We start from the raw sequence: 18,794 nt of genomic DNA on the forward strand, positions 1-18,794 counted from the left end.
TGATTTTATCGGAAAAAAACAAAAATTGCAGTGATAAAATTTAACAGTGGAATTCAATAAATAAAGGGATGAAATTCAATATGGTGACACATGAACAATGTCTGTATTGGGATAAACAAGACGAGCTCGGCACATTTAAAAATGAATTTGCCTTGCCTAACAATGTGATTTATCTAGACGGTAACTCTTTAGGTGCAAGACCGAAGCAATCTTTAAATTATGCACAGCATATTATTCAACAAGAATGGGGTGAAGATCTCATTAACAGTTGGAATAAAGCAGATTGGTGGGGCTTACCGACCCGTTTAGGCGATAAAGTCGGACAACTGATCGGGGCCAATGCTGGCGAAACCGTGATTTCTGATTCGACCACCTTAAATTTATTCAAGGTATTATCGGCCGCAGTTAAAATTCAGGCTGAAAAATATCCGCAGCGCAAAATTATTGTCGCGGAAAAAGACGCTTTCCCCACCGATATTTATATTATCGAAGGCTTCATTGACTTGATCAATCAAGGCTATCAGGTCGAATTGATTGAGGGCCCTGCTGGTTTAAGCGAAATTTTAGCGTCTGATGTCTCCGTTGTGGTGCTGTCTCATGTCAATTATCGCACAGGTTATTTCTATGATATGGCCGCGATTAATCAGCAAGTGCATGCCAATAATGCCTTAATCATTTGGGATCTGTGTCACTCTGTTGGCGCTGTACCGATGGATCTCAATCAAACGAACAGTGATTTTGCCATTGGCTGTACCTATAAATATCTCAATGGTGGTCCAGGCTCACCTGCGCTGCTCTGGGTCAATCCCAAACATCGGGATCAGTTCTGGCAACCACTTTCTGGCTGGTGGGGACATCAAAAGCCCTTCGCCATGGCTCAGCATTATCAGCCAGCCAACAATATCCGCCGTTATCTGTGCGGTACTCAGCCAATTATCTCCATGAGTCTGATCGAATGTGGGGTAGATATTTTCCTGCAAGCCAACATGCAGAAAATTCGTGAGAAATCGCTTAAATTGACTGACCTATTTATTGCGCTGGTTGATCAAGAGTGTGCTGAGTATGGTTTCGAGCTGATCACCCCGAAAGCGCATCAATATCGCGGCAGTCATGTCAGCTATCAACATCCACATGGCTATGAAATTATTCAGGCACTGATTGCCCGTGGCGTGATCGGAGACTATCGTGAACCTGAAGTCTTACGCTTTGGCATTACTCCGCTGTATCTTGGATTTGAAGATATCTGGCATGCGGTGCAACATCTCAAAGCCATCATGCAGCATCAAGAATGGAACAATGAAAGCTACCTGGTACGGGGAGAAGTGACCTAAGTCGTCACTTTCGGATTGAGCTGATGGCTAGGAGAGGCCAATGAATAATTTTGATAAGATTCAAGCACGTGAAGCAGGATTACATAAAAAATTATCCGCCAAACAGATGGCAATGATTGCGATTGGTGGCGCGATTGGAACCGGGCTGTTTATGGGGAGCAAATTTGCGATTAGCTTTGCTGGCCCTGCTGTCATTTTGAGTTATGCCATTGGCGGGCTAATTGCCTTTGCGCTGATGGCATGTCTCGCCGAAATGACAGTACAACACCCGACTTCAGGCTCATTTGGGGCCTATGCTGAACATTATATCAGCCCCTTGGCAGGTTTCTTGGTGCGCTACAGTTATTGGGCCTGTATCGTACTGGCGGTTGGAACCGAGATCACCGCCGTCGCAGACTATATGAAAATGTGGTTTCCCGATCTGCCCGCATGGATCTGGATCGTGTTTTTTTCAGGTACTTTGCTTGCAGTGAATGCTTATAGTGTCAAGGCATTTGGACTGGTGGAATACTGGTTTTCCACCATTAAAATCTTTGCGATTATCGTGTTTATTCTGTTGGCAATCGGCATTCTGACTCAAAACAATCAGCAAAGTCACCATGTTGTGAGTAATCTGACTGGACACGGTGGCTTCTTTCCCAATGGATTCAGTGGCGTCTGGATTGGGGTGATTATTTCAATTTTTAGTTATTTAAGTATTGAAATGATAGCCGTCGCTGCAGGTGAAGCATCGAATCCGGAAAAAGCGGTCAAATACGCCTTTAAGAGTACCGCACTGCGTTTGATTTTATTCTATTTACTGTCCTTGTCCTTAATTGTAGCACTGGTTCCATGGACAGAACTGATTGGTAAAGATGCCAGCAGCCCTTTTGTCACCGTGATGAAAATTGTCGGGATTCCATATACAGATAGTATTCTCAATTTCATCGTGATTGTCGCCGCTCTCTCTGCCATGAATAGCATGCTGTATATTTCAACCCGAATGTTATTTAGCTTGTCACGGGCAGGCGATGCACCTCAAATCTTCGGTAAAATCCGTCCCAATGGCGTGCCCATCAATGCGCTGTTTTTATCCGCGATGGGGATTGCTGTTGCTAGCGTAGTGTATACCATCAATCCTGAATCAGCTTTCCCCATCATGATTGCCTTATCCATGTTCGGCGCATTGTTTACTTGGGGCAGCATCTTTGTGACCCATATCTGCTTTAGACGGCATATTGCGAAAAATGGCATTGGATTAAAATACAAAATTCCAGCAAGTCAGTTCATTTCACTGTTTGGTTTATTCAGTATTCTGAGCATTACCCTCACCACCTGGTTTACTGCCGAATTTAAATCTACGCTACAGTTTGGCATTCCCTTCATTGCGCTGTTAATCGTTTTTTATATGCTAAAACGCAGCTCAGCAAAGCTCGATTTAAGCACGAACACCGAAGCTTCCGAGTAAACACGCCATGAAGCTTTATGATAATTCTCGAACGGTTGCAAATGAGCAGGATATTCTGATGGAGTTTCAACAGCGTAGTCGGTTGAGCTATCAGCAACACCCCTGTATTCAGGATATTGCCTATGCTGAGACGGCTCGATCCTGCTTAGATCTCTTTCCTTTAGCACAGGCACGCAAAACTATCGTGTTTGTGCATGGTGGCTATTGGCAATGGTGTAATAAATCCGATTTTGCCTTTATCGCCACGGATGTTGTTGCCAACAATATGCAATGTGTCTTGCTTGAATATGACTTGGCTCCGCAACGCAGCATGAGTGAAATCGTCAAGCAAATCCAACAAGCGCTTGACTTTATCCAACAACAAGCATGGAGCACTCAAGACATCATGCTGATTGGGCATTCTGCAGGGGCTCATTTATCTGCATTAATGCTCACCCATCCTGCTGTAACTGAAGCCGTTTTATTGAGTGGCATTTATGATCTCATGCCCATTCAACAGACCCATTTAAATACAGCATTGAATCTCTCGGAACACGAGATTCGACAATATAGTCCCATCCTTGTCGAGACCGCTGTCCAAAAGCCCTATGCCATTTTCTGTGGTGCGCAAGAGCTCGATGAGTTGATCGGGCAAAGTCAGTCGTATTTTCATCGAAGGAAAGCCATCGACCCAGACTTTGTCTCCTTCCAGTTACTGGATAATACGCATCATTACAACATCTTAGATGAATATTTTCATCGGAGATTAACCGCTCACACTTAAATCTATACATGGACGTATTTAAAAATGGTTAAGTTCAAACTTCAATACCATCGGGTTTTTATTGCCCTGAGTTTTGCACTCTGTTCTTCGGCATTTGCACAGATTGAATTGATCAATCAAGATCAGATTTTCACTGCGCAGGACAACTTTAAACTGAGCAGTGCTGGCAGTCTCCGACTGCAAGCCCTGAATTTCGATCAGTATCAGCCATCCAATGCAGCACAGAAATATCGTCGCAATGGCTATAGCTCAACCAGCAGGATCTATCTCAATACTGACTATAAAATCAATGATGATCTGCATTTGATTACGGGTTATCAGAATTTTATTAATCCAGCCAAAATTTTAGATTGGGAAGGACATTATCAAAACAATGATGAGCGTCTGACCACAGAACAAGCCTATGCGGGAATCTCAAGCCATCGCTATGGCACTTTAAAATATGGAAAAATTTATAGTCTGTATTACGATGTGGTCGGAAGTAAAACCGATCTTTGGGACTACAGTACACTGGCGCAACCACAAACATGGAGTCCTTTTGCTTATTTCGATGGGACTCAAGCAGCCAATAAGACTTTAAGATATGAGAAAAAAACGGAAAAGATTGATTTTTATGCGGCTTATTTATTTGAGGATCACACCAGTCTGAATCAGCTCCGTTATCAACGTAAATCTGGGCAAGAAGCCGCTGTCGATATTCATTTAAATAAAAACTTAAACTGGGCGATTTCATGGAAACACAACAAAGCTCAGCTGCAATCTGATCATGCAACATCTAAGCTCTCTCAAGATATGCTTGCGTCTGCCCTGTTCTATTTTGATGGGACATGGATGCTCAGTAGCGGTGTTGGCTGGTATAAAAATCTATTGCCTAATTTTGATGCATTCAATCAGACCTCCACCCAATCAGTTGAAAACCTGTTAGACACGGAGGCTTATGGACTTGAATATTATGCAGGCTATCATATCGACCTTGACCATCATGGCATGCAATACATACAGCCTTATCTGATGGGCAATTATTTAAAATATCGGAGCGGCTACAATTTCTCTCGACGCGATCATGGCATTGGCGTGGCAATCCGTTTCAATCATGGTATTGGCTTTGACTACGAGCGCCTGTATACCCAAGACAGCAACCATACGCCTGACATGCATTTATTTCGCTTACGCTACGAGTGGTAATCACGAAATTAATTCACTCATATGGGCAAAACGGTTGAAGTCTCTAGTACACATACCAAGTGATCTAAACGTTTTGCCACTAAACTTCTAGTTTAAATAATATCAATCATATTTCACTTGGGTTCGGCGCTGGTTTTCCAATCTTGAACATGCTTTAAAATCGAAAAATTCTATTCAAAACATATAAATTATCAATTTTACAAATTACTTTCCAAAGCAGATAATTTAAACATACAGAGATTGCAGAATTTAAACCTCTAACCCTCTAGGATGTTTTCTCCCCCAAGCGAAACATCCTTTCTCAGCCCAGCTTTCCCCAAAAGCTGGGTCTTTTTTTGCCTATTTAATGGGCTAACAATCCCAACTCTTGTAAGGCCTGATACACAATCGCTTTACGTGCATCCGCATGTTCAGGCTGGCTCATTTGCATATTCAGTGAAAACGCAGTGATCTTGCCATTTGGCTGTTCAATCCAGCCTGTCCACCATCCCACTTGCGGGCTGACATCCATGCCCCAACCACTTTTGGCATAGATTTTGGTTCCCTGAATCTGATCCACCAATAACATCGCTTTGACTTGTTGCTGTGTCGGCTGGTCAAAGGGCAGTTTCTGCTTTGCCAGTGCATAGGCAAAGCGAACCTCTTCTACGGGGGTGATTTTTAATGGGCCAACTAACCAGAAATTATCGACTTGTGTCCCGATATTTTTATTGCCATAGCCCACACGCTTCACTTCACGAGTCATCAATTCCAGACCAATTCGTCTTGCCAATTCTTGATACACGGGTACCGCTGATGCCTGCATCGCCTCAGCTAATGTGAGGTCTTTTTCCCAACTGCTGAATGCCCGCTTTTTGCCATCCCATTTAAACACTTCATCTGGAGTAGTCTTATGATGCTGTATTCCGATCAAGGCGTTTAACATTTTAAAAGTTGAGGCAGGAATATAACGCTGTTCTGCGCGATCAAGATCATTGCCATAGCTTTGAATTTTCTTGCCATCATAAATCACCAAAACACCACGGGTTTGGGCACTCTGGAATAAGCTTGAAATCTGCTGCTGTTCATTTTTTTGTGTTGTGAGCTGTTGCTTTTGTTGGCTAAAAGTTTGACAAGCAGCCATGGGAATTGCACAAAAGACAGCGGTAAAAAGGGCCAGACATGTTAATTTTTTTGACATGATCATAAAGCTGGAAAAGTAGAATAATCTGTCACTATAAGTGTTTTATCACCGTTGTTCTGTAGTGTTATTTTCATCAATAGTTTGTAAAAAAACAGACAAAAAAAAGCTCAGCCTTGGGGAAAGCCGAGCTAGTAAAACAATGATGTAAAAACATCAAAAAACTCAAAAGAAAATGTTACGAGATACTTAAATGCAAATTAGATATCTCTTGCTATGTATTATGTGAATTAGCTCTCACAAAGTAAAGTTGATTAAATAGATCGGGTTTATTGTTACAATCGATTTTGTTGATTGATCATTAAAAATCAGATTTATTCGACACTTTTGGTTTATATTAACGCGTAGCCAATCACATGAAATTCTGCAAAGCAGGTCGCAAAAAATAGTAGAACAATATTTCAATCCACACTTTTAGCGTCAAAATTATGACAACAACAAGAATGGCTTAAATGAAAAAATCGATCACACCAATTGGATAAACCAATTAAAATATTTGCAGATGTCATTCTTATGACAGCGCTTATCTTGTTAAAAAATAAACTTATCTATTTGTTAGATATGTATTTTATAAAAGGTTGACAGCATTTCTTTTAATTGCTCGTTTTTCATACACAAGCTGGTCAGCATTTGTTCATTCATCGGAAGCTCAAATTTATTACATTGACTTCATACTTTGTTACAATACAATGACTCCAACTTTACTCTTTCTTGTTTTAAAGCTGGAAATCATTATGAAAAAACTCGGTTTAGCCACTGCTTTAGTTTTAGCCATGACCGGTGCTCACGCATACCAATTCGAAGTTCAAGGTCAGTCTGAATTCATCGAAGCAAAAGACTTAAATGACAAAGACTTTACTGGTGCTGCTCAAGGTACTTACTACTTTAAAAATGTAGATGCTTCTAAAGGTCCTTTAGCTGAAGCTGCATTCTTAAACCAAGCATCTAATGTTTCTGTTGCTTATAGCTTTGCAAAATTAAGCGGTGACGAGACTGCAACTGTTAAGAACAACTCTTTCGGTGCAAAAGGTGAAGCTTACCTTCCAACACCTTACTTACCAGTGTATACAAGTGCTTCTTATAGCCATTCTCAAACTAAAGTTGAAGATTACAAAGACAATGGTGATCGTTTCGCATTAGAAGTAGGTACAATGCTTACTCCTAACTTCTTGGTTGCTGTTGGTTATACAAACATCGCTGACCAATTTGCTTTAGATGCGAACAGCGTACTTTCAAATGGTATTGCTAAATCAGTAGCTCAACCTTTAGTTATCGGTGAAGACCAAGACGCAATTACTGCACGTACTAAATACGTAGGTAACATTGACGGTACGAACATGGCTGTAGGTTTTGAAGCTGGTCTTGTTTATGGTGACTTCCAAGCATACGAATTAAAAACTGACGTATATGTAACACCTAAGTTAAGCGTTGGTGCATCTTATGCAGAAGCAAACTTCAGCTCTAATCCAGCAAACGAAGATAACTTCTCTCCAATCAAATCTGCTTGGGGCGCGAATGTAAACTACTTCATCACTCCAGCTGTTGCTGTTGGTGCTAGCTATGTAAATGCAAATGCAGTACATGCAAACGTAGATACGCAAACTGTTGGCTTAAACGCGAAGTTCCGTTTCTAATATTGGATTTGAGTTCTACATAGAACATCTCATTCATAACAAAAAACCAGTTCTGATGAACTGGTTTTTTGTTTTCTGATCTTCAATAAAATGAGAACTTTAATTTCTCATCTTTAAACCTTACATCTTCTTATCTTCAATATTTAAGGCACTGATTGCCAAGACTGCCTGCGTTCGATTTTGCACACCCAGTTTACGGAAAATTGCGGTGACATGTGCTTTGATTGTGGCTTCTGAAACTTCTAATTCATAAGCGATTTGCTTATTCAATAAACCTTCTGCCACCATCATCAATACACGGAACTGCTGTGGCGTGAGTGATTGTAAACGTTCGGCTAAAGCGGTTTCATCTGCCGCACGCGGATCAAAGCCGGCATGGGTCGGTAAGTTCGGTGGTAACCAGATCTCACCTTCCAAAACATGCTTAATCGCTTCACCAATATGACTTGGATGTGAAGATTTTGGAATATAGCCCATTGCACCATGTGCAATCGCACGCTGAATAATTGAAACTTCTTCATGTGCTGAGACCACAATAATCGGAATTGCGGGGTATTGTGCACGCACATACACCAAGGCAGAGAAACCTGATGCGCCTGGAAGATTCAAATCCAGCAACACCAGATCAGGCTCTGCGCCATGCTCTAAACGTGCATAAAACTCATCAACATCCGCCGTTTCTTGAATCTGCGCCTGTGGCAAACTATAACGAACCGCTTGAATCAAAGCATGTCTAAATAAAGGATGGTCGTCTACAATTAAAATATTCATAAGCGCTTAAGCTATCTGCAAGTACGTCACTGTACGTTGTTTATTTAAATTCAATCTGCCTAAGCCTATTTTCAATTCAAGGCTAGGTCAAGCACAAGCATGGATTTATTTCTTTTTCCCGCAAAATAAATCAAATATTGATATAACTCCATTAAAATCATCTTTGCATGAAACAGATTCAAAAATCTTGAATAGAAACAGAAAATTAACGACCTAAAATTTGATATTTATTGTGATTTATCGACATATCTTTAAAAAAGATAAGCTTGCAGCATTTCCTTATTTTACAGCTTGGCATGCGGTGTAGATAAATAAATAGCAATTCGAAATGATCTTTTAGGCCGTTATTATGTCCAATCACAATACCCTCTCAACTCCCCTTAATATTGTTGCCGTATCTGGTGGTTTAAATAGCCCATCAAAAACAGAAAGCTTAGTTCAGGCGATTCTGGATGAGCTTTCTGAAGCAATTAATATTAAAGTACATTTCGTCAAACTCAGTGAAATCGGGCCTTTATTGGGTGGTGCCATTTATCGTAATCAACTGCCTCAACGGGTCCAAGATGATTTGGCTGCGGTAGAAGCTGCAGATGCACTGATTGTGGGAACACCTGTTTATCGTGCTTCGTTTACGGGTTTATTTAAGCATTTTTTCGACTTTGTTGAGCAGACCGCTTTGGTTGATGTACCTGTGTTACTCGCCGCTTCAGGTGGCAGTGACCGTCATGCGCTGGTGTTAGAACATCAATTACGCCCTTTATTCAGTTTCTTCCAAGCACAAACCTTACCGATTGGCGTGTATGCCACTGATCGTGACTTTACGCCTGAATATACGGTAAAAAGCGAGCAATTATCGGATCGTGTCACCCTCGCTGTGGCACGTGCCCTACCAATTTTAGAATGGGCACCTGCCAAAGGCCAACGTGCGGCGGCCATCAAAGCCAAAACTGAGCAAGCCAATCAAAACCTCGGCATCAATAAACAGATTGAACAAGCAGAAGTCTTACCATCTGCGGCAGTACCGAATCTGGATGCAGCTGAATCTCGCTTACACCCCAAGCCAACCAAGAATCTCACTCACGTGGCATAAACCATATCTGTTATGGAGGATACAACGATGACAACAACAGCATCCACAATTAAATTTGCCTACTGGGTTCCCAATGTGAGTGGCGGTCTCGTTGTAAGCAATATTGAACAACGCACTGACTGGAGCTATGACTATAATGTACGCCTCGCACAAGCAGCGGAACGCAGCGGCTTTGAATACGCCCTCACACAAATCCGTTTTACCGCTGGCTATGGCGCAGAAAACCAACATGAATCCGTGAGTTTTAGTCATGCTTTATTGGCAAAGACCGAAAAACTCAAAGTAATTGCAGCGATTCTACCCGGCCCTTGGAAGCCTGTACTTGCGGCTAAACAGCTAGCAACCATTGACTACCTTACCCAAGGGCGTATTGCGATTAATGTGGTTAGCGGCTGGTTTCGTGGCGAATTTGATGCGATTGGTGAACCTTGGCCTGAGCATGATCAACGTTATGTTCGCTCAGAAGAATTTATTCGTACCCTCAAAGGTATCTGGACAACTGACAATTACAGCTTTGATGGCAAATATTACCAATTCCAAAATTACACGCTTAAACCGAAACCTTTGCAAAAACCTTATATCGAAGTGTTTCAAGGCGGTAGTTCCCGTGCAGCACGTGATATGGCTGCGCGTGTATCGGACTGGTATTTTACCAACGGCAATAGCGTTGAAGAAATCAAAAAACAGGTTGATGATGTCCGCAGCAAAGCAAAGTTAGCCAACAGACAAGTCAAGATTGGAGTCAATGCTTTTATTATCGCACGTGATACTGAGGAAGAAGCCAAAGCCGTACTGAATGAAATCATTGCTCAAGCTAACGTCGAAGCAGTGAATGCCTTCGGTGATGCGACTCGTGAAGCAGGTGCAGCAGCGCCTGAGCGTGAGGGCAATTGGGCAAAATCGACCTTTGATGATCTGGTGCAATATAACGATGGCTTTAAAACCAATCTAATCGGGACGCCGCAGCAAATTGCGGAACGTATTGTGGCCCTAAAAAATGTGGGGGTTGATCTGGTGCTTTCAGGCTTTCTGCATTTCATTGAAGAGGTTGAATATTTTGGAGAAAAAGTTCTACCCCTTGTCCGTCAACTGGAACAACAACAGGAGCAGCATCTCGCAGCAAAATCAGCGTAGTTTTCAGCATTAAATAAGAAGAAAAACAAAAGAAATGGCAAATACTCCCCAAGGCTCGGCTTGGGGCTTTTTTATTTTAACGGGTCTCAATTTCTCGCATGACGGTTTCAACCGAATAACGACACCACTGCGACAATTGTTCAATAAAGTCATTTAATTGTGGTGGATTAAAGTGACTAACAATCATATAGCAGGCGTTGCCGAGAATTTTAAAACACTCATCCACTTGCTCATATTGTTTGACCAAACGCTCAACCTCAATAAAAGCTTGCTGATCATTCATAAACAATTGGATGAATTGTTTATGTTCGTATTTTATCGCGACAGTGTAATTTTTGATAATGCCTGCATCCATTAACTGTGCAATACGAGCGCCAACGGCCTGCCCAGTCCGATGCACCCGCTGTCCAATTTCTTTATGACTCAGACGCGAATCTTGTTTTAGCAGTTCAATAATTTTTAAGTCGATGGGATCAAGTTCAATATTCATTTTTCATTACGAAAGAAAACCAGCAACAATGCTTTCATTTGAATATAGCCGATTTCTCAGTTTCACCCTACTCTTGTTTTATCTCAATCTTGGACCTAAAAACAATGAAACAAGCCTTACTGATTATTGATGTTCAAAATGACTATTTTAAAAATGGCAAAATGGAATTGGTCAATCCAGACCTCGCTCTGGCGAAAACCAACCAATTGGAAGATTATTTTATTCAAAATAATTTACCGATTATTTATATTCAGCATATTAATCCTACCTCAGCCAGTTTTTTTCAGGAAAATACCGTCGGTGTTGAATTACACCCACAACTGAAAGTGACCGAGAACTCAATCATTATTGAAAAGCATTTCCCCAATAGCTTTCTAGAAACCCATCTTCAAGCCATCCTTGAACAGCATCAAGTTGAACAGTTAGTGATCACAGGTATGATGACCCATGTCTGTATTGACTCAGGGACACGTGCAGCCAAAGAGCTTGGCTACCAACCAATTGTCATTGCCGACGCCACTGCAACCCGAGATCTCGAATATGCAGGTAAAATCGTCAAAGCAGTTGATGTACAAACGGCGTTCTTATCTGCACTGGGTTTCTTCGCCACTGTACAAAACACCGCAGATTTTTTAGCAAACCATTAAACAATGCAGATAAAAAAAGAGCGTTCCATCGAACGCTCTTTTCACATTTGCATCGGGTTTATCGGTTTGGATAAACCGTCGCAATCAAATGATCAACCACAGCAGGTTCTGCCAGTGTTGAAGTATCACCAAGCGTATCAAGTTCATTGGCAGCAATCTTTCTCAAGATACGGCGCATGATTTTACCTGAACGGGTTTTTGGCAAAGCAGGTGCCCAATGCAGTGCATCTGGGGTTGCTACAGGACCAAGTACTTTACGCACCCAATTCACCAGCTCTTTACGTAGCTCTTCAGATTCCGGCACATCAGCTTGTAAAGTGACAAAGGTACAAATCCCCTGTCCTTTAATCTCATGCGGCATGCCCACCACCGCAGCCTCAGCCACGGCCTCATGTGCCACCAAAGCACTCTCAATCTCGGCTGTCCCTAGGCGATGGCCTGATACGTTGAGGACATCATCAACACGCCCAGTAATCCAGTAGTAGCCATCGGCATCTCGACGTGCACCATCACCAGTGAAATAACAGCCTTTAAAGGTCGAGAAATAGGCTTCAATAAAGCGTTGTGGATCACCCCAAATGGTTCGCATTTGACCCGGCCATGAATCTTTAATCACCAGATTGCCTTCGGTTGCACCTTCAAGCTCATTGCCCTCGCCATCCACCAAGGCAGGTTGTACCCCAAAGAATGGACGTGTCGCTGAACCTGGTTTTAAGGCTGTTGCACCCGGTAATGGTGAAATTAAAATGCCACCTGTTTCAGTTTGCCACCATGTATCGACAATTGGACAACGACCTTCACCGACCACCTCGTGATACCAGTTCCACGCCTCAGGATTAATCGGTTCACCGACCGAACCCAGTAGGCGCAAACTACTACGATCACTTTCACGTACATAGGCATCACCTTCACGCATCATGGCACGAATCGCCGTCGGCGCGGTGTACAGAATGGTGATGTTATGCTTATCAATCACATGACCGATCCGTGCCCACGTTGGATATTGTGGAATCCCCTCGAACATCACCGTGGTGGTGGCATTACTCAGTGGGCCATAAAGTAAATAACTATGGCCTGTAATCCATCCCACATCTGCGGTACACCAATAGACATCATCTTCACGTAGATCGAAGACTTCTCTAAAAGTGGTGTTGACATAGACCAGATAACCACCTGTGGTATGCAATACACCTTTCGGCTTACCTGTTGAACCCGAGGTGTACAGAATAAAGAGTGGATCTTCGGCTTTCATCGGTTCTGGCGGGCAGTGTTCGTCTACCTCCATGATGGCAAGGTGATACCAAACATCACGTGGCGCATTAAACTGAATTGGATTACCGGTACGATGCACCACAATCACGTTTTCAACACTGCTGGTACCATCAATTTCTAAAGCGGCATCCACGTTTTCTTTCAATGGCAGTAACTTGCCACCGCGCATGCCAGCATCCGCAGTAATCACCAGTTTTGCTTGGCAGTCTTCAATCCGGCTTGCCAATGAATCTGGCGAGAAGCCACCAAATACTACACAATGCACTGCGCCAATTCGTGCACAGGCGAGCATCGCAATTGCCGCCTCAGGCACCATTGGCATATACAGCACCACACGATCACCTTTGCGAATACCCTGTTTTTTGAGCACATTGGCAAAACGACAGACTTCATCATGTAGTTCAGAAAATGAGATGATTTTATGACGCGAAGGGTGATCACCTTCCCAAATAATCGCAGGTTTTAATGGGTTATCTTTAAGATGACGATCTAAGCAATTGGCTGAGACATTCAACTCACCATCAGCAAACCATTCGATTTTGAAATTATCTTGATTAAAACTGGTATTTTTGACCTGTGTAAATGGTTTGATCCATTCAATCTTGCTGGCTTCCTCTGCCCAAAATGCTTCTGGTTGCTCAATCGAATGCTGGTAACGTTTGAAATAGTCTGCTTCAGAGATTCTTGCCGTTTCTTTGAATTTATCAGGCACTGGGTAGATTTCTTTCATAGCTCACTTCCTTGGTTTTTTATCTCATACCTTAGATGTTCTCATCTATTACACGGGTATGTTTTGTTCTCACTTGCAGTATTGACACCATTTACAAGTGCAAACAATGCGGCTTTGGTCGTAGAAATGTCAGGACTTTTAATCTTTCGACCTTGACTAAGTTATAGGTTAAAATAACAAAGACGACGCTTTTACGATCAATTTATTTTCAAAAATTTACTCAAAATAATTTAAATTTGAACTGCTTGTCTATGCTTTTTGTTTTTAAAATAAGTGATTATTTTGATCATTGCCAAAAGCTTAAAAGATTTAATAATCAGAAAAATAGGAATGTTCTATGTTTGATCCCGCAACAACTGTGCAAGTACAGCCAATGAGTGACTATCCGCTCTCCCCAAATGGTCGCTTCAACCGTCTCAGCTATATCGCTTGGTATGGTTTACTCAGCTTCATATGTATGGCTGCTTTTTTCGGTATTTTTGCCTTCGCTGGCCTTTTTAGTCTCAGTCATGTCGATGAAACCTTCTTTTCTACATTTTCAGGTCTTACCATCTTTGCTTTGATCGCACTGTGGTTAGTCGCATTTTATTTGCAAATCGTGTTTTTGATTCGTCGTCTGCACGACTTAAATAAAACTGGCTGGCTATGTTTACTGCTCTTGGTTCCAGTGCTGCAATTTTTATTTACTTTATATGCCTTATTGGCACCTGGAACACCGCATCGCAATGATTATGGTGATGTTCGCCCCTCTCGTGGATGGGAAAAACTACTGGCATGGCTGATGATTTTGGTCAGCTTACTGATGATGTCAGGTATCTTCATTTTTGCGTATTATTTTGCTAGCCCAGATCTCTGGGAAGCACCAACTCAAATCATTCAAAATACCACCGAATATTTTTAAACGACCGTATTCAAGCGAATTGATTTAATCATCATGGGAAACAAAGACTGAATTTTGCATGCGTGTTGGCAATAAATTCATTATGATTGCTTCCCTCATTTACTCCTTCCTTTGCGAAATAGAGATCTTGCTGTGGCAAATGAACAAACAACATTGACTGAAGTGGCGAAAGATACAGGTGCGCTGATTCATCAAGCCAGCACCAAGACCACTGAAACGGTTTTGGCCCATACTGAAAAGTACCACGATGCCTATACCACGATTGATAAAATCATGGACAGCTTTTGGGAGCGTATTCCCTATATCGGGATTGCGATTACCGTTTTCATTATCTTTTGGTTGCTCACCAAGTTGTTTAAACTCTTTATTCGCAAGACTTTAGAAAATCGCAGCTATACTCGTCAAAATTTAGTATTGGTACTGAATCGGGTCGGTAGTACCTTTATTATCTTCTTCGGCTTCTTGATCGCGCTGGTGATTGCCATCCCAGGCTTTACCCCAAGTCAGTTGATTGGTGCACTCGGTATTGGTTCGGTTGCGATCGGTTTTGCTTTCAAAGATATTTTTCAAAACTTATTGTCAGGGATTCTGATTCTGATCAGCGAACCGTTTCGTATCGGTGATGATATTGTGGTGAATGGTTTAGAAGGCAATGTGGAAGATATTCAAATCCGAGCAACCTTCTTACGTTCGCCTGATGGCCGTCGCATCGTGATTCCAAATGCCACGGTGTATACCAGCGCCGTTACCGTCAATAATGCTTATCAACGTCGTCGTTGTGAGTTTGTGGTCGGTATTGGCTATGAAGATGATATGCAAAAAGCCAAGAAGATTATTCTGGATATCTTAGACCGTAATCTGAATGTGCTGAGCCAACCCGGCTTCTCGGTCAATGTCACCGCACTGGCAGATTTCTCAATTAATTTAACGGTACGCTGGTGGGTCAATACCACTGAAACCAGCACCTCAGCCTCTATCAGTGAAATTCAAGAATTGGTGGTGACTGCCTTTGACGAGAAAGGCATTTCAATTCCTTATCCAGTACAAGAAGTCAAAGTCTATCGTGGTGATCAATCTGAGCAGAGCGATACTTTAGACAAATAATCGCCCCAATATATTCGATACGGCTGTTTCAGTTCGCAAAATTCGGTTGCCTAAGCTCATTGCTTGGCAGCCGTTTTTGATGAGTAGATCGACCTCATAAGGAATAAATCCTCCTTCTGGACCAATGATCACACTACAAGGCTGTTGAATTGCATACGGCATTGGCTGCTCAGCATAAGGATGCGCCACATAAGCAGGCTGTTCTGCGCTGATCAATGTGGGTAAAACATCTTCAACAAAAGGTTTAAAACGTTTATACAGCTGGATTTCGGGTGCTATGGTATCGCCCGCCTGCTCCAAGCCCAAAGTCACATAATCATTCAGTTGCTGTAAAAAAGGCGTTTGCCAATAGCTTTTATCTACGCGATAACTATGAATCAGGCTAATCCGTTCCACCCCAAGCGTCACCGCATCCATGATGATACGACGCAATACTTTAGGGCGTGGCAAGGCCAAAATTAGATGCACGGGAAGCTTTGCAGGAACCGCTTCTGTTTGAACTGGACGAACAGCAATACATGCTTCGCTGATAGCGACCACCTCAGTTAAGTAGCGCTGACCTGCACGAATCCCAACTTTTAAAGTATCCCCAACATTGAGCTGTAAGTGCTGGCGTAAATGCTGTAATTGCCTAGGCTGGCTAATCTGCCAGACCTCCGCTGAAGTACACTGATCTGGCTCGAGTAAAACAATATTCATGACAATGCTGTTTGCTGTAAATAGTGATCAAGACATTGAATATGCTGCTGTAATGAGCCTTTATTTGCCTGTAACACCTGATCAGCCTGTCGAATCAATTGCTGAGTCTGTGCATTATCCCCCAGGCAGGCTAATAACTGCTGCCCCACCTGTGCTGCATCCTCTCCAATCAGAATCCCTTGCTGAGCCACAAACTCATCCACAATGGTTTGAAAATTGAAATAACGTGGACCAATGACGGTAGGCACTTTCAAGACCATCGGCTCTAAAATATTATGCCCACCACCTGGTTCATTCAATGAACCACCAACAAAACAGGCTTGGCTCAAGGCATACCAGAGCCACATTTCCCCCATACTATCGGCAAGAAATACTTGAGTATCCGCTTGAATGGATTGTTGCAGGCTACGGCGTTGAGTTTTTAAATTTAAACTTTGGCAGACTTGGTACACCTCATCAAAACGTTCTGGATGACGCGGCACCACAATACAGAGCAAATTCGGATTTGAATTTAAATGCGGCTGTAATTGTTGCAGTAAACTTTGCTCTTCGGGCGCATGCGTACTGGCCAAAGTAATGATCTGACGATCCACCAAGTGCCAATCTTGTTTCAACTGCTGTGCTTGTTGCAGATAATGTTCTGGTGCTGAAATATCAAATTTAATATTACCAACCACCTGACTTTTGGCTTGATCTAAACCCAATCCAACATAACGCTGTTGGGTTGCCACATCTTGTGCCAATAGCCAAGTGAGTTGTTGCAGCATGGGTTGAGTTAAACGGCGGACCTTGCCATAACCTTTGGCCGATTTTTCGGAAAGACGTGCATTCAATAGAATACAGGGAATCTGTTGCTGTTGTGCTTCAGCAATTAAATTGGGCCAGATCTCTGTTTCAACCAATGCCAATAGCCGAGGCTGATACAGATTAAAAAATCGTTTTAATAACCCTTTTTGATCGACAGGCAAATATACCGCCTGAAATAAATCGAGATAAGGGGCTTTTAAAAACAGTGATTTTGCCCGAGCTTGCCCAGTCTTGGTGGTATTGGTGACCAAAACCGGATGTCCTAATTTTAAATAATGTTCAATTAAAGGCTGTGCCGCATTGGTTTCGCCCACAGAAACAGCATGAAACCAAATTGCCCCTAAATTTTTAGCAGGCTGAAACGGCCCAAAACGCTCGATACATTCCTGCTGAAACAGCGCATCACTTTCTGCCCGTTGTTTGATTTTCCAACGGTATAAGGGCTTGATACAAGCCAATAAAACGTTATACCAAAACGGTGTTTGCTGTGCTGCTGCGTTCTGCGCCATCCGAGACCATAATTTACAAGGTGATTGCTGCTCATTATGCGGAAATTTATGATGTTTTGACAGTTAGACTTTTAAATGTGTTTTGAAGAAATATGGACTTCCTTTCTATATGCTTAGGCCAAATTATCTTGTAAATTAGCCAATTGCGCGATTTAGTCAATGGCTTAAAGAATTGATATGTTTTCACTCTAAAAGAAAAATCTATTTGAAATTTCATTAGATCACGACACAACCATGAAAAGAAAAAAACGAACAAGGGATTAAGCAAATGTATACTGCCCATAAACAAAAAGGATGTTTTCCAGCTGGAACTCGTATTATCACAGAGCAAGGTCTAGTTCCGATACAAGACATTAAAGTAGGTGATATGGTTCTGTCTAAGCCAGAATCTGGTGAGGGCGAGCTTTGCTATAAATCTGTTATAAGCACAGCTTCTTATGAAGATAAAGAAATTTGGGATTTATGGTATTTTGAAATAAAGGCTAATACAAATCTTGCACAGCTCAATAAGGAAAAATTATTACGACTCTCTCGTAAAGGTAAATTGAACGGAATTGCTGCAACACCAAATCACCTATTTTGGGTCAAAGATATCGGTTGGACTCGTCTAGATAAATTAAAAAATGGTCAAACCCTCAGAACACATGACGAAGAAACTTTTGCTTTGATTCTTATGGTGAATCCTTTACGTAGGACTACACTTTTAAATGTTGCTGGTAGTTATCATGTTCGCAATATTCTAGATGCTGAGCGTAAAGGTTTTGATGTTGACGATGTTGAATACTTTGATTTATGTGAATACGATGAAACAGGCTTATATAAAATTCTAGGTTGTGATGCATCTAGTCCATTTAATGTGAATCATCAAGAAATTCATGTTTTAACGGGAACATTTCATCAAAAAGTCTATAATTTCGAAGTCGCTGATCATCAAACTTATTTTATTACGGAAAAAGGACTATGGGTTCACGATATAAATTGTGTAGATATTCCTTCTGATTTATTACCTTAAGATTTAGCCAATCATTTCGAGAGTTAAATAAAAAACTCATGCAATTTTGGTAAATCACATGAGTCATTTTTTAAAGTTTTAAAGCAGA

General features: G+C 41.9%; 17 protein-coding genes. 11 read left to right on the forward strand and 6 right to left on the reverse strand.

Translation table 11 applies throughout. The annotated features are described in order from the left end of the window. The first annotated feature begins 80 nt into the window (after window positions 1–80). The 4 genes from kynU to NDN13_RS13480 are packed head-to-tail and all read left to right on the forward strand — an operon-like array spanning window position 81 to window position 4,726. Window positions 81–1,331 carry a kynureninase gene (kynU, locus tag NDN13_RS13465; protein WP_251118237.1) on the forward strand — a complete coding sequence of 417 codons (1,251 nt, stop codon included), beginning with the start codon at window positions 81–83 and terminating at the stop codon, window positions 1,329–1,331. 40 nt (window positions 1,332–1,371) lie between these two features. Then, window positions 1,372–2,778 carry an amino acid permease gene (locus tag NDN13_RS13470; RefSeq protein ID WP_251115815.1) on the forward strand — a complete coding sequence of 469 codons (1,407 nt, stop codon included), beginning with the start codon at window positions 1,372–1,374 and terminating at the stop codon, window positions 2,776–2,778. 7 nt (window positions 2,779–2,785) lie between these two features. After that, window positions 2,786–3,541 (forward strand): alpha/beta hydrolase, encoded by a 756-nt coding sequence (locus NDN13_RS13475; protein WP_251115816.1) that lies wholly within the window; start codon window positions 2,786–2,788, stop codon window positions 3,539–3,541. A 24-nt stretch (window positions 3,542–3,565) separates the two neighbouring features. Next, window positions 3,566–4,726 (forward strand): porin, encoded by a 1,161-nt coding sequence (locus tag NDN13_RS13480; protein WP_251115817.1) that lies wholly within the window; start codon window positions 3,566–3,568, stop codon window positions 4,724–4,726. A gap of 343 nt (window positions 4,727–5,069) precedes the next feature. Here the strand turns inward: NDN13_RS13480 and blaOXA are convergent, their stop codons facing one another. After that, window positions 5,070–5,912 carry an OXA-286 family carbapenem-hydrolyzing class D beta-lactamase gene (gene blaOXA, locus NDN13_RS13485; RefSeq protein WP_251115818.1) on the reverse strand — a complete coding sequence of 281 codons (843 nt, stop codon included), beginning with the start codon at window positions 5,910–5,912 and terminating at the stop codon, window positions 5,070–5,072. Window positions 5,913–6,640: 728 nt separating this feature from the next. Between blaOXA and omp33-36 the strand changes: the two genes are divergently transcribed. After that, window positions 6,641–7,540, forward strand: a complete 900-nt coding sequence (gene omp33-36, locus NDN13_RS13490; RefSeq protein ID WP_251118238.1) for a porin Omp33-36 — start codon at window positions 6,641–6,643, stop codon at window positions 7,538–7,540. Between the two features lie 120 nt (window positions 7,541–7,660). Here the strand turns inward: omp33-36 and NDN13_RS13495 are convergent, their stop codons facing one another. Further along, entirely contained in the window at window positions 7,661–8,311 is a 651-nt protein-coding gene (locus NDN13_RS13495; RefSeq protein WP_004657203.1) for a response regulator, read from the reverse strand. A 349-nt stretch (window positions 8,312–8,660) separates the two neighbouring features. On the opposite strand from NDN13_RS13495, the gene msuE reads away from it, so the two are divergent. Continuing rightward, a complete protein-coding gene (msuE, locus tag NDN13_RS13500) occupies window positions 8,661–9,401 on the forward strand; it encodes an FMN reductase (protein WP_251115819.1) in 741 nt (246 codons plus the stop codon). Between the two features lie 27 nt (window positions 9,402–9,428). Beyond that, window positions 9,429–10,535 carry a dimethylsulfone monooxygenase SfnG gene (sfnG, locus tag NDN13_RS13505; RefSeq protein ID WP_251115820.1) on the forward strand — a complete coding sequence of 369 codons (1,107 nt, stop codon included), beginning with the start codon at window positions 9,429–9,431 and terminating at the stop codon, window positions 10,533–10,535. Between the two features lie 76 nt (window positions 10,536–10,611). Here sfnG and NDN13_RS13510 read toward each other — a convergent pair whose 3' ends face one another. Continuing rightward, complete coding sequence (locus tag NDN13_RS13510; RefSeq protein WP_251115821.1) at window positions 10,612–11,025, reverse strand: Lrp/AsnC family transcriptional regulator; 414 nt, start codon at window positions 11,023–11,025, stop codon at window positions 10,612–10,614. Window positions 11,026–11,129: 104 nt separating this feature from the next. Between NDN13_RS13510 and NDN13_RS13515 the strand changes: the two genes are divergently transcribed. Continuing rightward, a complete protein-coding gene (locus NDN13_RS13515) occupies window positions 11,130–11,672 on the forward strand; it encodes a cysteine hydrolase family protein (protein ID WP_251115822.1) in 543 nt (180 codons plus the stop codon). A 58-nt stretch (window positions 11,673–11,730) separates the two neighbouring features. Here the strand turns inward: NDN13_RS13515 and acs are convergent, their stop codons facing one another. Then, a complete protein-coding gene (gene acs / locus NDN13_RS13520) occupies window positions 11,731–13,674 on the reverse strand; it encodes an acetate--CoA ligase (protein WP_251115823.1) in 1,944 nt (647 codons plus the stop codon). A gap of 337 nt (window positions 13,675–14,011) precedes the next feature. On the opposite strand from acs, the gene NDN13_RS13525 reads away from it, so the two are divergent. Together NDN13_RS13525 and NDN13_RS13530 are read left to right on the forward strand one after the other, a co-directional pair. Further along, window positions 14,012–14,575 carry a DUF805 domain-containing protein gene (locus NDN13_RS13525; protein WP_251115824.1) on the forward strand — a complete coding sequence of 188 codons (564 nt, stop codon included), beginning with the start codon at window positions 14,012–14,014 and terminating at the stop codon, window positions 14,573–14,575. A gap of 132 nt (window positions 14,576–14,707) precedes the next feature. Beyond that, a complete protein-coding gene (locus NDN13_RS13530) occupies window positions 14,708–15,679 on the forward strand; it encodes a mechanosensitive ion channel family protein (RefSeq protein WP_151715427.1) in 972 nt (323 codons plus the stop codon). On the opposite strand, the gene NDN13_RS13535 is transcribed toward NDN13_RS13530, so the two are convergent. Next, window positions 15,668–16,378, reverse strand: coding sequence for a 16S rRNA (uracil(1498)-N(3))-methyltransferase (locus tag NDN13_RS13535; RefSeq protein ID WP_251115825.1), 711 nt, complete (start codon window positions 16,376–16,378; stop codon window positions 15,668–15,670). The two genes, NDN13_RS13530 and NDN13_RS13535, sit on opposite strands and share 12 nt — an antisense overlap. Then, the gene (locus NDN13_RS13540) at window positions 16,375–17,694 is read right to left on the reverse strand and encodes a 3-deoxy-D-manno-octulosonic acid transferase (protein ID WP_251115826.1); all 1,320 of its coding nucleotides are present in this window, start codon (window positions 17,692–17,694) and stop codon (window positions 16,375–16,377) included. The genes NDN13_RS13535 and NDN13_RS13540 overlap by 4 nt, the downstream gene beginning before the upstream one ends. 268 nt (window positions 17,695–17,962) lie before the next feature. Here NDN13_RS13540 and NDN13_RS13545 point away from each other — a divergent pair, with 268 nt between their 5' ends. Next, a complete protein-coding gene (locus NDN13_RS13545) occupies window positions 17,963–18,706 on the forward strand; it encodes a Hint domain-containing protein (protein WP_251115827.1) in 744 nt (247 codons plus the stop codon). The last annotated feature ends 88 nt before the right edge of the window (window positions 18,707–18,794 follow it).

Origin of the sequence: Acinetobacter sp. C32I, assembly GCF_023702715.1 — a bacterium.
In the GTDB taxonomy this organism is placed as follows: Bacteria; Pseudomonadota; Gammaproteobacteria; order Pseudomonadales; family Moraxellaceae; genus Acinetobacter.

What these genes read in the sequence shown, in the direction of transcription:
- NDN13_RS13515 (WP_251115822.1), top strand. Translation starts at nt 11,130, where the DNA reads ATGAAACAAGCCTTACTGATTATTGATGTTCAAAATGACTATTTTAAA.
- NDN13_RS13510 (WP_251115821.1), bottom strand. Translation starts at nt 11,025, where the DNA reads ATGAATATTGAACTTGATCCCATCGACTTAAAAATTATTGAACTGCTA.
- NDN13_RS13540 (WP_251115826.1), bottom strand. Translation starts at nt 17,694, where the DNA reads ATGGCGCAGAACGCAGCAGCACAGCAAACACCGTTTTGGTATAACGTT.
- blaOXA (WP_251115818.1), bottom strand. Translation starts at nt 5,912, where the DNA reads ATGATCATGTCAAAAAAATTAACATGTCTGGCCCTTTTTACCGCTGTC.
- NDN13_RS13535 (WP_251115825.1), bottom strand. Translation starts at nt 16,378, where the DNA reads ATGAATATTGTTTTACTCGAGCCAGATCAGTGTACTTCAGCGGAGGTC.
- omp33-36 (WP_251118238.1), top strand. Translation starts at nt 6,641, where the DNA reads ATGAAAAAACTCGGTTTAGCCACTGCTTTAGTTTTAGCCATGACCGGT.
- NDN13_RS13475 (WP_251115816.1), top strand. Translation starts at nt 2,786, where the DNA reads ATGAAGCTTTATGATAATTCTCGAACGGTTGCAAATGAGCAGGATATT.
- acs (WP_251115823.1), bottom strand. Translation starts at nt 13,674, where the DNA reads ATGAAAGAAATCTACCCAGTGCCTGATAAATTCAAAGAAACGGCAAGA.
- NDN13_RS13545 (WP_251115827.1), top strand. Translation starts at nt 17,963, where the DNA reads ATGTATACTGCCCATAAACAAAAAGGATGTTTTCCAGCTGGAACTCGT.
- NDN13_RS13495 (WP_004657203.1), bottom strand. Translation starts at nt 8,311, where the DNA reads ATGAATATTTTAATTGTAGACGACCATCCTTTATTTAGACATGCTTTG.
- NDN13_RS13480 (WP_251115817.1), top strand. Translation starts at nt 3,566, where the DNA reads ATGGTTAAGTTCAAACTTCAATACCATCGGGTTTTTATTGCCCTGAGT.
- sfnG (WP_251115820.1), top strand. Translation starts at nt 9,429, where the DNA reads ATGACAACAACAGCATCCACAATTAAATTTGCCTACTGGGTTCCCAAT.
- msuE (WP_251115819.1), top strand. Translation starts at nt 8,661, where the DNA reads ATGTCCAATCACAATACCCTCTCAACTCCCCTTAATATTGTTGCCGTA.
- NDN13_RS13470 (WP_251115815.1), top strand. Translation starts at nt 1,372, where the DNA reads ATGAATAATTTTGATAAGATTCAAGCACGTGAAGCAGGATTACATAAA.
- NDN13_RS13525 (WP_251115824.1), top strand. Translation starts at nt 14,012, where the DNA reads ATGTTTGATCCCGCAACAACTGTGCAAGTACAGCCAATGAGTGACTAT.
- kynU (WP_251118237.1), top strand. Translation starts at nt 81, where the DNA reads ATGGTGACACATGAACAATGTCTGTATTGGGATAAACAAGACGAGCTC.